Origin of the sequence: Bradyrhizobium sp. SRS-191 (assembly GCF_024586915.1) — a bacterium.
Taxonomy (GTDB): domain Bacteria; phylum Pseudomonadota; class Alphaproteobacteria; order Rhizobiales; family Xanthobacteraceae; genus Bradyrhizobium.
This window is the reverse complement of the sequence record NZ_JANBVS010000014.1, coordinates 139,198-152,156: the sequence shown is the minus strand read 5'-3', so window position 1 is coordinate 152,156 and position 12,959 is coordinate 139,198. Positions and strand designations below refer to the sequence as shown.

Here is a 12,959-nt window from a genome sequence, read left to right as displayed (position 1 = left end):
GTATGCCCACCTCCGGCCGCTCAGTTGATCCAGCTCAATTGGAAGGAAAGTTCCGTTGGATTTCCGTTACTTTCCCCCGCCCAGCGAGTGGACATAGACCGCCATCGCCTTGATCGTGGTCGGGTCGAGACGACCTTCCCAGGCCGGCATGACACCGGCGCGACCATTGGTGATGGTCTCGATCAGGGTCGCCTCGTCCGAGCCGTACAGCCAGATCTTGTCCGTGAGGTTGGGCGCGCCGACCTCCGGATTGCCCTTGGCGTTGTCGCCATGGCACGCCGCGCAATTCTCGGCGAAGATCTTGGCGCCGGCCTTGGCGTCATAACCTTGCCGCGTGGGCAGGCCGGCCAATTCCCGGACGTAGTTGGCGACCGTGATGATCTCCGCCGGCTTCAGGACACCGTCCTTGCCGAAGGCGAGCATCTGGCCTTCACGGGTCTTCGGATGACCCGAGCGGACGCCGTACAGCAGGGTCTGCTGGATCTGCTCCAGCGAGCCGCCCCACAACCAGTCGTCGTCGTTCAGGTTCGGAAAACCCTTGGCGCCGGCCGCACCCGTGCCGTGGCAGGCGGCGCAATTGTCGCCGAACACGGTCTTGCCCTTGGCACGCGCCAGGGCCAGCATCGCCGGATCCTTTTCGATGTCGGCGAGCGAGGCGGTCGCGAGCGCTGCCATCTTGGCGCCGCGGATCTTCTCGAGATTGGCGAGCTCGACCGCCACGTCCGCGCGGGACGAGTAGCCGAACAGGCCCGTGGTGTTGCTGGTGATGGTCGGCCAGGCCGGATACACGATCCAGTAGCCGATCGCCCAGACGATGGTGATGTAGAAGGTGATCACCCACCACCGCGGCAGCGGGGTGTTGAGCTCCTTGATGCCGTCCCAGGCATGGCCCGTGGTGGCGGTGCCGGAGACGCTGTCGACTTCAGTGTGGTCAGCCATGTTGAATTACTCCTCCCGCAACGGCATGCTCGCCGCCTCGTCGAAAGCGGCCTTGTTGCGAGGCCAGAGGGCATAGGTCACGATCGCGATGAAGATCGCGAAGAAGATCGGGGTCCACAGCGTCGTCACGAGTGACGACGCGATGTTTTCAACTGCAAGGATGGGCTTCATGATGCTCGCCTCTCGATCTCAGCGCAGATTGGCTTTTTCGTTGTAGATCTTGAAGTCGACCAGCGTGCCGAGCATCTGCAGATACGCGACCAGCGCATCCATTTCCGTCGGCGCACCCGCCTTGCCGTCGAAGTTGCGCACCACCGCCTTCGGATAGCGCTTGGTGAGCGCCTCCGCGCCGGCATTGTCCGGATCGACCTGCGCCTTCAAGTCGGCGGCGGCGTTGGCGATCTGGTCCTCGGTGTAGGGCACGCCCACGGCCCGCAACGTCTTCAGATGGTCGGCGACGTTGTCGGCGTTCAGCTCGGTCTCCCTCAGGAAGGGATAGCCGGGCATGATCGACTGCGGAACGATGGCGCGCGGGTTGGTCAGGTGGGTGACGTGCCAGTCGTCGGAGTACTTGTTGCCGACGCGGGCGAGGTCCGGACCGGTGCGCTTGGAGCCCCACTGGAACGGGTGGTCGTACATGCTCTCCGCAGCGAGCGAGAAGTGGCCGTAGCGCTCCACTTCGTCACGCAGCGGACGCACCATCTGCGAGTGGCAGAGATAGCAACCCTCGCGGACATAGATGTTGCGGCCGGCCAGCTCCAGCGGAGTATACGGGCGCACGCCGTCCACCGCCTCGATCGTGCTCTTCAGGTAGAAGAGCGGAGTGATCTCGACGAGGCCGCCGATCGCGATCACCAGCAGGATGCCGATGACCAGGATGATCGAGTTCTTCTCGAAGACTTGGTGTCGTTGCCAGAATGACATGGTTGGATACCTCACTCCGCCGGCTGAAGAGCGACGGGGGACTGAACCTCTTCCTCACCGACACGGACCGTCATCCAGAGATTGTAGGCCATGATGAGTGAGCCGATCAGGAACAGCGCGCCACCGGCGGCACGGATGATGTAGAAGGGGTGCATCGCCTCGACGGTCTCGATGAACGAGTATTCGAGGAAGCCGAGCGCCGTGTAGGACCGCCACATCAGGCCCTGCAGGATGCCCGAGACCCACATCGCGGAGATGTAGAGCACGATGCCGAGCGTGGCCGTCCAGAAGTGCCAGTTCACGAGCTTGAGGCTGTAGAGACCCTTGCGGTTCCAGATCCACGGCACCAGGCAGTACAGCGCGCCGAAGGACACGAAGCCGACCCAGCCGAGCGCACCGGAGTGCACGTGACCGATGGTCCAGTCGGTGTAGTGGCTGAGCGAGTTGACCACCTTGATCGACATCATCGGACCTTCGAAGGTCGACATGCCGTAGAAGGCGACCGACACGACCAGCATGCGCAGCACCGGGTCAGTCCGCAGCTTGTCCCACGCACCCGACAGGGTCATCAGGCCGTTGATCATGCCGCCCCAGGAGGGCATCCACAGCATGATCGAGAAGGTCATGCCGAGGGTCTGCGTCCAGTCCGGCAGCGCCGTGTAGTGCAGGTGGTGCGGGCCGGCCCAGATGTAGAGGAAGATCAGCGCCCAGAAGTGGATGATCGACAGCCGGTAGGAATAGACCGGCCGCTCCGCCCGCTTCGGGATGAAGTAGTACATGATGGCGAGGAAGCCGGCGGTCAGGAAGAAGCCGACCGCGTTGTGGCCGTACCACCACTGGAACATCGCATCCTGCACGCCGCCCCAGGCGATGTAGGACTTCGAGCCGAAGAACGACACCGGGAGCGCCGGGTTATTGCCGAGATGCAGCACGGCGATCGTGACGATGAAGGCCAGATAGAACCAGTTCGCCACGAAGATGTGCGGCTCCTTGCGCTTGATGACCGTCGTCAGGAAGACCAGCAGGTAGACCACCCAGACGATCGTCAGCCACAGGTCGGAATACCATTCGGGCTCCGCGTACTCCTTGCCCTCGGTGACGCCGAGCAGATAGCCCGTGCCCGCGATGAGGATGAAGAAGTTGTAGCCGACCACCACGAACCACGGCGCGAGGTCACCGGCGAGGCGGACACGGCAGGTGCGCTGCACGACGTAGAACGAGGTCGCCAGCAGCACGTTGCCGCCGAACGCGAAGATCACCGCCGAGGTGTGCAGCGGCCGCAGGCGGCCGAAGCTGGTCCAGGGCAGATCGAAGTTCAGCGCCGGCCAGGCGAGCTGCGAGGCGATGATGAGGCCGACGGCGAAGCCGGCGATGCCCCAGAACATGGCCATGAACGAGGAGAACTTGATCGGCCCGAGATTGTAGTTCGGCCGGCCGTTGATCTCCTGCGGCGGCAGGTCACCGCGCTCGAAGTAGCGGTTGAGGATGAAGAAGACGGACGCCGCGCTGGCGGCAGCCGCGAGCGAGGCGTGAAACGCGAAGGCCGTATCCAGTGCCTTCGCCGCAGCGAAGACGCACAAGAAGGCGGTGACGGCGAAAATGAGCGACAGCCCACTCTCGCCGATGGTCATGGATTTTGTTGATGAGGACGCGCTCATGCGGAATCTCGCTGAAAGAACACGAGACCAGCAACCATAATCGCCCACACGTGGAATTGATCGAAATCAACCTTGCGACCCGTTCGCCGGTAAAGAGCCCGAATGTTGCCCGACAAAGCACTGCGCGGCGCGCACAAGCACATCGTCCCGCAGGCCAAAGGCGTACGGGACGATCCATCTTAGACTTCCGTATCAGGCAAGGAGCGCGGCGAACGCCGTCAGTTCCCCCTCAGTCCACGCTCAGTCCTTGGCCGCGGCCGCCAGCGCCCGAACGATGTCCTCGCGGGCGATGATGCCGACCAGGCGGTTGTCGCCGTCGGTCACGGGCAGGCTGCGGATGCGGTGCTCGACCATCAGCTGCAGCACGCGCGTCAGCTTGGTGTCCGGCCGGACATAGATGAACTCCGACGTCATCACGTCGGCCACGGTCCGGTTCATCAGGTCGCTGTAGCGCGGCAGCATCTGGTTGGGCGTGAACGCGAAGCATTTCAGCACGTCGAACTTGGTGACGATGCCGATGACCTCGTCGTTCTCGACGACGGGATAGGTGTTGAAATCGTCGCGATCGAACATGTCGCCCAGCTCGCGAATCGTGGTGTCGCGGGTCACTGTCGTGATGGTCCGCGTCATGTAGCTGCCGGCGGTGTCCTCGAGAAATTTGTACAAGGCGGCAATCCTGTTCTCGGATGGAGCGGTTGGGGTTTCAGTGCGACAGCAGCACGCAACGTTCGGTGCGCGTCACGAGATGCTCGGTGACCCCGCCGAGCACGAGCTCGCGGAATCGCGAATGGCCATAGGCGCCGGCAACGATCAGCCCGGCGGACAGGTCGGCGGCAACAGCGTCGAGCTTGGTCGCCACGTTGCGTCCCTGCCCCGGCTCTTCGATGCGGGCCGATGCGACGATCTTGTGACGGCCGAGCCACCCGACGACGTCATCGAGGCGCGCTTCGCACGAATCATATTCAGAGGTGTTCTCGACGATCTCGACGACGACGACGTCGGTGGCCTTGACGAGCAGCGGCAGCGCGTCGCTCAGCGCCCGGCGCGCCTCCGGCGTTTCCTTCCAGGCCACCACCACGGTGCCGAGATCGAGCCAGCCGGCGCTGTCGGGAACCACGAGCAGCGGCCGCCCGGCCTGCATCACGAGATCCTTGGGGCTGGCAATCGCGAACGCATCGGTGACCCCGGGAGGCACGCTTCCGGTCACCAGGATGTCGGCGGCGCGGGCCTGCGCCAAAGTGTAGCGGAGCGGAAAATCCAGCGCGCCGCGCCAGCTCAATGGCGACGCGCGGTCGCCGACCACGGTCCGGAATTGCTGTTCGAGCTCCACCAGCCTGTTCTGCAACGCGGCCTCGCCCTGCTCGATCAGCTCCTGGGCCTGCTCGCCGGTCGTGAAATACAGCGGCGGCGTGAACTCCGCGGCGGCCACGCCGATGACGCCGGCCTCAAATCGGGCGGCGAGATCACCCGCGACCTTGAGGCGGGCCTCGTTGGGCTGGTTGAGCGCCAGACTCACCATGACAGTCGCGAGCGTCATCCCGCCTCTCCAAACATTGCTTCCATGCAGCTCTTAAGGGTGAAACGCCCCACCGTGATGAGATAGATCAATGTGCGGCATCGGAACACGGCGGGGACGGCCGGCGATGGAACCGGCCGAAGTGGGGGAAAGCCTTGAATTGTCGAACCAAAGTCTAGGCCCGCCCGGATTGTCACGGCACAATCTGGTATAGAATACCGGGGGCGGCTCCCCCGGCCGCCCACAACAGCCGCTCCCTCCTGGAGCAGCTCTCGTGGATCAGCTCTTGTGGAGCAGCTCTTGTGGAGCTGCTCTTGGCAACAACGGCGAATCGATTGAAGGCTTCGAAGTGCGCGGCGTGACTCAACCCTTTCCCGACGCGTCCGCGCCGTCCACCGACGCGCGGACGCTGGGCTTCGGCGCGTGGGATCTGGACCTGGCGACCGGCGACTTCTACTGGTCGTCCACGACGCGCAAGCTGTTCGGGGCGGATGCCGATCAGCCCGTGACGTATGGGTCCTTCCTGGCGCTGCTCGCCCCCGGGGACCGCGCGCCGGTCGAAGCGGCGATCGAGCATGCGCGTCACCAGGGCACCTGGTTCGACATGTCGTTCAAGGTGCCGAACGGCGGACACTGGATTCGGGTCCTCGCCGGCGTGGTTCCCGACGAGGACGGCCAGCCGCGTCATCTGCGCGGCATTGCCCTCGACATCGACGAGGAAAAGCGCCTGGAGGAGGCGCTGCGGTTGCGAGAGCAGCATTTCCGCTCGATCCTGGACACCGTGCCCGACGCCATGATCGTGATCGACGGCGGCGGCATCATCCAGTTCTTCAGCGCCGCGGCCGAGCGGATGTTCGGTTACACCGAGGAAGAGGCGGTCGGCCTCGACGTCAGCGAATTGATGCCGGAGCCGGACCGCTCGCGCCATGCCGGCTACCTCACCCGTTATCACGGCACCCGCGAGCGGCACATCATCGGCATCGGCCGCATCGTGACGGGGCGCCGGCGCGACGGCGCGACCTTCCCGATGCACCTGTCGATCGGCGAGATGCAGTCCGGCGGAAAACCCTATTTCACCGGCTTCGCCCATGATCTCACCGAGCACCAGCAGACCCAGGCGCGCTTGCGCGAATTACAGTCGGAGCTGGTCCATGTGTCGCGGCTCAGCGCCATGGGCGAAATGGCCTCGGCGCTGGCGCACGAGCTGAACCAGCCGCTGGCCGCCATCAGCAACTACATGAAAGGCTCGCGCAGGCTGCTGGCCGGCAGCAGCGATCCGAACACCGGCAAGATCGAGAGCGCCATGGACCGCGCCGCCGAGCAGGCGATTCGCGCCGGCCAGATCATCCGCCGTCTGCGCGACTTCGTCTCGCGCGGCGAATCGGAAAAGCGCGTCGAGAGCCTGTCGAAGCTGATCGAGGAGGCGGGCGCGCTCGGCCTCGCCGGCGCCCGGGAGCAGAACGTCCAGCTGCGATTCCAGCTCAATCCGGATGCCGATCTCGTGCTGGCCGACCGCGTTCAGATCCAGCAGGTGCTGGTCAACCTGTTCCGCAATGCGCTCGAGGCCATGTCGCATTCCAAGCGGCGCGAACTCGCCGCCACCAACCGCAGGGTCAGCGATGACTTGATCGAGGTTGCCGTGTCCGATACCGGAACGGGATTCCACGACGACGTCATGCCCAATCTGTTCAAAACCTTCTTCACGACCAAGGACACCGGAATGGGAGTCGGCCTGTCGATCAGCCGTTCCATCATCGAGGCCCATGGCGGGCGCATGTGGGCCGAAAACAACGAGGCAGGCGGCGCGACCTTCCGCTTCACCCTGCCCGCGGCCCCAACCAGGGTTGAGCATGATGGCTGAGCGGGCCAAGGTCTATGTGATCGACGACGACGAGGCGATGCGGGATTCCCTCAACTTCCTGCTCGACTCCTCAGGCTTCGAGGTCACGCTGTTCGAGCATGCGCAGGCCTTTCTCGACCGGATGCCGACGCTCGCCTTCGGCTGCGTGGTCTCGGACGTGCGCATGCCCGGCATCGACGGCATCGAGCTGCTCAAGCGCATGAAGGCGACCGGCAGCAGCTTCCCCATCCTGGTCATGACCGGCCATGGCGACGTGCCGCTCGCGGTCGAGGCGATGAAGCTCGGCGCGGTCGACTTCCTGGAGAAACCTTTCGAGGATGAACGACTCGTCGCGATGATCGAGACCGCGATTCGCCAGGCCGAGCCGGCGGCGAAGAACGAATCGGTCACGCAGGACATCCTCGGCCGCATTGCCAGCCTGAGCCCGAGGGAGCGCCAGGTGATGGACGGATTGATGGCCGGCCTCTCCAACAAGCTGATCGCCCGGGAATACGACATCAGCCCGCGCACCATCGAGGTCTACCGCGCCAACGTGATGACCAAGATGGGCGCCAACAGCCTCTCCGAGCTGGTCCGCCTGGCGATGCGGGCCGGCGCTCTGAAGGATTGAGCTAGATCAAGCGTGCTTGACAGAATCGAACGTAATGTTGTGCCTCGGATCAACATCACATTCGCGCGGCACGTGCCATGTCGGTTCACGCCAAACCCAAGGTCTACGTCGCCGACGACGATGCTGACGTCCTCGGCTCGCTGCGCTTCCTGCTCGAGGCCGATGGCTTCGACGTCCGCACGTTCCGCAGCGGCAGCGCTCTGCTGAAGGCGTCGGATCGCGCGCCGGTCGATTGCTTCGTGGTCGACTACAAGATGCCGGAGCTGAACGGGGTCGAAGTCGCCGAAAAGTTGCGCAAGCAGGGCGCGACCGCACCGGTGGTGCTGATCACGGGACATTACGACGACCGGCTGGCGGCGCGCGCCGCAGCGGTCGGCATCCAGGATTTCCTGCTGAAGCCGCTGCTCGACGACAATCTGGTCAAGCGGATCCGCAAGGCGATCGCCAACGACCACCAAGCTACCGCCCCTTGAGCCTCCGGCCGCCGGATTCGGCCCGCGCCTACGTACATGTCCGTAAGGGGACCCCCTTAAGATAACGGCCGAAATGTCCTTAACGGGAGGCGCCGTGTACCACATCGCCATCCGCCGCAAGGAGATGGTCATGCTCAATCAGTCGATTACCCACTCGGTCGTCAACACCAACGCCCCCCATGCCGTCCCCTCCCCTGTTGCCCCTGCGGCCAATCCGTTTGCCGAGATCACCGGCCATGCCGGGCTGATCGCCAGCGAGTTCTCCTACAAGAAGGACGAGGAGATCTATGGCGAGGACGAGCCGGCCGAGTACGTCTACCAGGTGATCTCCGGTGCCGTGCGCAGCTACAAGCTGCTGTCCGACGGCCGCCGCCAGATCGGCGCCTTCCATCTTCCCGGTGACGTGTTCGGCCTCGAATTCGGCTCGGTGCATCGTCTCGCCGCTGAAGCCATCATCGACACCAATGTGCGCCTGGTGAAGCGCCGCAGCCTCGAGCAGGCCGCCGGCACGGACGTCACCATCGCCCGCAAGCTCTGGACCATGACCGCCGGCGACCTTCGCCATGCCGAAGACCACATGCTGCTGCTGGGCCGCAAGACCGCGATGGAGCGCGTCGCGACCTTCCTGCTCGAGATGGACCGCCGCCTCGCGGTCGCCGGCATGATGGCGCTGCCGATGTGCCGCCGCGATATCGGCGACTATCTCGGCCTGACGCTGGAGACCGTGTCGCGCGCGCTGTCGCAGCTGCACAGCCAGGGTGTCCTCGGCTTCTCCGGTGCCCGCCAGATCGTGTTGCGCAACCGCCAGCGCCTGCGCAGCATGGACGCCTGAGCGCCCGTCCCTCACGCTGTCCGCGCGCGCTGCCCCGTCTCCGGCATCAGCAGCGCGATCAACACGAGACCTGTCAGCGCCACGCCTGACAGACCCATGAAGGCGGTGACGCTGCCGTATCGGTCGCTGGCAAAGCCGGCGACCACGGTGGACAGCGAGCCGCCGATCCCCGACGCCGTTCCGACGATCCCCTGCGCCAGATTGAAGTGGCCGCTGCCGAACGCGACATCGGCCACCGTCAGCGGAATCATCACGGCAAAGACGGCCGCCGTCACCCCGTCGAAGATCTGCACCGCGACCAGCACGTAGGGATCGTGCACCATGGCGAACAGCGCGCCGCGAATCGTGAGCGCCGCAAATCCCAGCATCAGCAGCGGCCGCCTGCCCCATTGCTGCGCCACCGCGCCGACCGATGGCGAGGTCAGCGCCACGATCGCCTGCGGCACGACGATGCAGAACGCGATCAGCATCGGCGCCCATTCGCTCGACTTCGTCGTCACCACGCCGGCCATCAGCGGCAGCATCGCCGCGTTGGCGAGCTGCAGCAGGAACACGCCGAGGGCAAAGACCAGCAGCGCGCGCTGACGCAGCAGTCCGAGCAGGCTCGACAGCCGGGCAACCTCCTTGTCCTCCTCGACGGCGTGACCGTGCGCCCTGGCGATGTCGATCTCGCGTTCGCGAATCCGCGACAGCGCGATCAGCGTCGGGAACGCGAGGATGAAGGTAACGAGAAACACCGCGCGGCTGGAGAGCAGATAGCCGCAGGTGCCCATGATGGCGGCCGCGACGCCGTTGCCGAGCGAGGCGAAGCGCGCATTGCGGCCGAGGCGCTCGGCCATGCCGCGCGGCCCGACCAGGCCGAGGCTGATCGCGGCGATCGCGGGCCCGAGCACGCAGCTCGCGGCCGCGTGCAGCATGGCCGCGCCGGCCACCACCGGAAAGATCGGCCAGACGGCATAAGCCAGCGCGCAGCAGCCGATGGTGGCTACCGCAAAGCCCGCTACGCGCCGCTCCGATTTCGCCGCATCGATGATCGCCCCGCCGGGCATCTGTCCGATCAGCCCGACGATGCCGCCGATCGACAGCACCAGACCGATCTGCGCCTGCGTCCACTTCTGGGTCGTCAGGTACACCGCGATGAACGGACCGAATCCGGTCTGCACGTCGGCGAGGAAGAAGATGAACCAGTCGAGCCCGCGCAGGCTCTGCCGCGAGGGCTCAGGCTTGGCCATTTGCCCGTGATCCAGCACGCCGTCACCGCGCGGCTCGGACTTGACGTCCGGAACGGGCTCCCGGTCAGGTGATCTGGACCGCCGTGGATTGGCCATGGCTTTTTACATCTCAATTGACAAAGATCTTGGGACAGCACGTCCCTCACGCGTCCCGCAGCACGCTTCTGCCGGAACGACGGCCTTACACATCAACTCAATGATCGAAATCCCAGGGGGACAGCTTGCCGGCCGCGCCGAGCACGACGACGGGCTTGTCCTCCTTGTACTCGGGCGCCGCCTTCACCTGCTCCTTGGAGAGATCCAGCGTGACCTGGTCGCTCTTCTCGGTGATGTGCTTGAAATCGAGCGCGGTCCAATCGACCACGATCTTGCGGCTGCCGACGCCGAGGAAGCCGCCAAAGTCGATCACCGCCGCGCGCACCGTGCCGGTGAGATCGACGATGACGTCGACGATGTGGCCCATGTCCTCGCCGGCCGAGCTGCGCACGTCGCGGCCGAGCACGCCATGCGCATCCCGCGCGCCGAGGATGGTGACCGAGGGCGGCGGGGCCGGCTCCTTGGCCGGGGCCGCCGTCTCCTTGGCAGCTGGGATCGACGAAGCCTGCTGCGCGCAGGCTGCGTCGGCGTTCACGGCCAGCAGCACTGAAAGAGCGAACCCGGCTGCAACACCGAGACGACGATGAGCTGATCGCGTCATTGCGCCAGCACCAGCGAGACCTGGATCTGCCCCCGACGCCGCAGCACCTCCATCGAGACATCCTCGCCGTGGCGACGCAGGCGCAGATCGATCGCGGAGCCGCCGAGCCGGAGGTCGTGCAGCACCACCCAATCCAGGAACGGAGGCAGTCGCGGATTGCGCAGCCGGATTTCGCCGCGGGCGGCATCGAACTCCAGCCCGAGCGCGGCCTCGAGCAACGTGAACGGCGTCGCACTGGCCCAGGCCTGCGGCGCGCAAGCAACAGGGTAAAGCGTGGGCCCGCGATGCTTCTCGCGCCGGAAGCCGCAGAACAGCTCCGGCAGCCGGCGCAGATCCATGTAGGAGGCCGCCTCGAACAGGCCGCGAAACACCTGCTCGACCGCATGCTTGAGGCCGTAGCGCGACAGGCCGAGCGCGATCAGCGCGTTGTCATGCGGCCAGATCGAGCCGTCATGATAGGACATCGGGTTGTAGCGCGCCTCGCCCAGCGCAACGGTGCGGATACCCCAGCCCGAGAAGAAGTGCGGCCCCAGCAGGTCGGCGGCAACCTTGCGGGCGCGATCCTCGCGCACCATGCCGCTGAACAAGAGCTGCCCGGCATTCGACGTGCGCACGCGGCAAGGCTGCTTGTTGCCGTCGAGCGCGAGCGCGTAGGTGTTGAGCTCCTCGCACCAGAAGGCATCCTCGAAGCGTTCGGCCAACCGCGCGGCCTCGGCGTCGAGCCTGTCGGCCATCTCGGCCTTGCCGAGCCGCCGCGCGCAACGCGCCGCCAGCTGCTTGCCGGCGAAGACATAGCCCTGCACCTCCGCGAGCGCGATATTGCCTTCAGCCAGCTTGCCATCGGCATGGAACACCGCGTCGTAGGAATCCTTCCAGCCCTGATTGGCCAGGCCCTGCTCGGAAGCACGCTGATATTCCACGAAGCCGTCGCGGTCGGGATCGCCGGGTCCGTCGATCCAGCTCAGGCCCAGCTCGATGGCCGGCCACAGCTCCTTCAAGGTCTCGAGATCGCCGCTGCGCTCGACGTACAGGCCGGCCAGCAAGACGAACAGCGGAGTCGAATCGACGCTGCCGTAGTAGCAGGCGAACGGCACCTCGCGCAGCGCCGCCATCTCCCCGCCGCGCATCTCGTGCAGGATCTTGCCCGGTTCGGCATCGGCCAGCGGATCGGTCTGTTTCGCCTGATATCTGGCGAGCCGGCGCAGCACACCGCGCGCGATGCGCGGATCGACCCACAGCATCTGCATCGCGGTGATCAGCCCGTCGCGGCCGAACGTCGTCGAGTACCAGGGAATGCCGGCATAGGGGTAGCGCCCCTCCGGCGTATCCGTCATCAGGATGTTGAGATCGGCGGCGGCCTGGCACAGCACCTCGTTGAGGATGTCGTTCGAGGTCTCGATGCTGGTGGCGCCTTGTGTGCAGCGGCGCATCTCCCTGCGGTGCGCCAGCAGGCTGCGGAAGAAGCGGCCCGGCTGCTCGCCCGCGGCGGCGTTGCAGGTCACCGCGATGAACAGCGAGGCCGATTGCTGCGGCTCCAGATCGAAATGATAGGTCGCGACGTCGATCGTGAGCCGGGACGGACGCGGATCGAAATGCAGCGCCGTGGTGCGCGTCACGCCGTCGAGGCCGCGATAGTCGAGCATCACGTCGGAGGCGCTCATCATCCGGCCCGAGCCGGCGCCGCGCCGCGCCCGCACGCTGCCGCGCACCTCGAACAGGTCGGCGAAATCATTGTCGAAAGCGAGCTTGAGATCGAAGCTCGCGCGACGGTCGCCGTGATTCTGCAGGCCGATGCGCTGATAGAAGGTGCCGTGCCACAGGAAGATGGTGCGGACGATGTGCAGCATGTCCTTCGGCAGCACCAGCCGACCCTGATCGTAGATGTCGGGATTGGTCAGATCGATCGTGAGCGCCGAATTATCGTCACGCAGGCTGGACCCGAGCAGCAGCGGCTGGACCTCGTCGAGCGTCAGCTCGAGCCGGGCCAGATAGCGCGTGTCGGAATTGAACAGGCCGTCCGGCCCGCCGGCCGAGGCGCCGATGTCGCCATGGCCATCGAGCACGATGAAGGTGTCGTCATGCTTGAGCGAGCGCCGCGGCCGCGCCGCGGGTCCCGTCATCGGGATGTAGAAGGGCTGCTCGGCCGGCTCGTCTGCCCGGTCGATCGATCTCAGTGTGCTTGCGACTTCGGCCGACATGGTGACCTCGTGCGATGTT

The 12,959-nt window shown here is 65.5% G+C and carries 13 protein-coding genes; 4 read left to right on the top strand and 9 right to left on the bottom strand.

Going from position 1 to position 12,959, the window contains the following annotated elements:
• Positions 1–66 precede the first annotated feature (66 nt).
• The 6 genes from ccoP to NLR35_RS23745 all read right to left on the bottom strand — a co-directional run bounded on the left by ccoP (position 67) and on the right by NLR35_RS23745 (position 5,058).
• On the bottom strand, positions 67–939 hold the full coding sequence (gene ccoP / locus NLR35_RS23770) for a cytochrome-c oxidase, cbb3-type subunit III (RefSeq protein ID WP_257168953.1): 873 nt from the start codon (positions 937–939) through the stop codon (positions 67–69).
• Between the two features lie 6 nt (positions 940–945).
• Entirely contained in the window at positions 946–1,110 is a 165-nt protein-coding gene (locus NLR35_RS23765) for a cbb3-type cytochrome c oxidase subunit 3 (RefSeq protein ID WP_257168952.1), read from the bottom strand.
• A gap of 18 nt (positions 1,111–1,128) precedes the next feature.
• The gene (ccoO, locus tag NLR35_RS23760) at positions 1,129–1,863 is read right to left on the bottom strand and encodes a cytochrome-c oxidase, cbb3-type subunit II (protein ID WP_257168951.1); all 735 of its coding nucleotides are present in this window, start codon (positions 1,861–1,863) and stop codon (positions 1,129–1,131) included.
• An 11-nt stretch (positions 1,864–1,874) separates the two neighbouring features.
• Entirely contained in the window at positions 1,875–3,521 is a 1,647-nt protein-coding gene (ccoN, locus tag NLR35_RS23755) for a cytochrome-c oxidase, cbb3-type subunit I (RefSeq protein ID WP_257168950.1), read from the bottom strand.
• Positions 3,522–3,761: 240 nt separating this feature from the next.
• Positions 3,762–4,187 carry an HPP family protein gene (locus NLR35_RS23750; RefSeq protein WP_257168949.1) on the bottom strand — a complete coding sequence of 142 codons (426 nt, stop codon included), beginning with the start codon at positions 4,185–4,187 and terminating at the stop codon, positions 3,762–3,764.
• Positions 4,188–4,224: 37 nt separating this feature from the next.
• A complete protein-coding gene (locus NLR35_RS23745) occupies positions 4,225–5,058 on the bottom strand; it encodes a universal stress protein (RefSeq protein ID WP_257168948.1) in 834 nt (277 codons plus the stop codon).
• A 328-nt stretch (positions 5,059–5,386) separates the two neighbouring features.
• On the opposite strand from NLR35_RS23745, the gene fixL reads away from it, so the two are divergent.
• The 4 genes from fixL to NLR35_RS23725 all read left to right on the top strand — a co-directional run bounded on the left by fixL (position 5,387) and on the right by NLR35_RS23725 (position 8,813).
• On the top strand, positions 5,387–6,898 hold the full coding sequence (fixL, locus tag NLR35_RS23740) for a sensor protein FixL (RefSeq protein WP_374940854.1): 1,512 nt from the start codon (positions 5,387–5,389) through the stop codon (positions 6,896–6,898).
• Positions 6,891–7,508 (top strand): response regulator FixJ, encoded by a 618-nt coding sequence (gene fixJ / locus NLR35_RS23735; RefSeq protein WP_257168946.1) that lies wholly within the window; start codon positions 6,891–6,893, stop codon positions 7,506–7,508. The genes fixL and fixJ overlap by 8 nt, the downstream gene beginning before the upstream one ends.
• Before the next feature lie 77 nt (positions 7,509–7,585).
• The gene (locus NLR35_RS23730) at positions 7,586–7,981 is read left to right on the top strand and encodes a response regulator (protein WP_257168945.1); all 396 of its coding nucleotides are present in this window, start codon (positions 7,586–7,588) and stop codon (positions 7,979–7,981) included.
• Between the two features lie 130 nt (positions 7,982–8,111).
• Complete coding sequence (locus NLR35_RS23725) at positions 8,112–8,813, top strand: helix-turn-helix domain-containing protein (protein WP_257168999.1); 702 nt, start codon at positions 8,112–8,114, stop codon at positions 8,811–8,813.
• Positions 8,814–8,824: 11 nt separating this feature from the next.
• Here the strand turns inward: NLR35_RS23725 and NLR35_RS23720 are convergent, their stop codons facing one another.
• The 3 genes from NLR35_RS23720 to NLR35_RS23710 all read right to left on the bottom strand — a co-directional run bounded on the left by NLR35_RS23720 (position 8,825) and on the right by NLR35_RS23710 (position 12,940).
• Positions 8,825–10,141 carry an MFS transporter gene (locus tag NLR35_RS23720; protein ID WP_374940850.1) on the bottom strand — a complete coding sequence of 439 codons (1,317 nt, stop codon included), beginning with the start codon at positions 10,139–10,141 and terminating at the stop codon, positions 8,825–8,827.
• A gap of 97 nt (positions 10,142–10,238) precedes the next feature.
• Positions 10,239–10,742 (bottom strand): PRC-barrel domain-containing protein, encoded by a 504-nt coding sequence (locus tag NLR35_RS23715; RefSeq protein ID WP_257168943.1) that lies wholly within the window; start codon positions 10,740–10,742, stop codon positions 10,239–10,241.
• Positions 10,739–12,940 (bottom strand): amylo-alpha-1,6-glucosidase, encoded by a 2,202-nt coding sequence (locus NLR35_RS23710; RefSeq protein ID WP_257168942.1) that lies wholly within the window; start codon positions 12,938–12,940, stop codon positions 10,739–10,741. Before NLR35_RS23710 ends, NLR35_RS23715 begins: the two co-directional genes overlap by 4 nt.
• Between the last annotated feature and the right edge of the window lie 19 nt (positions 12,941–12,959).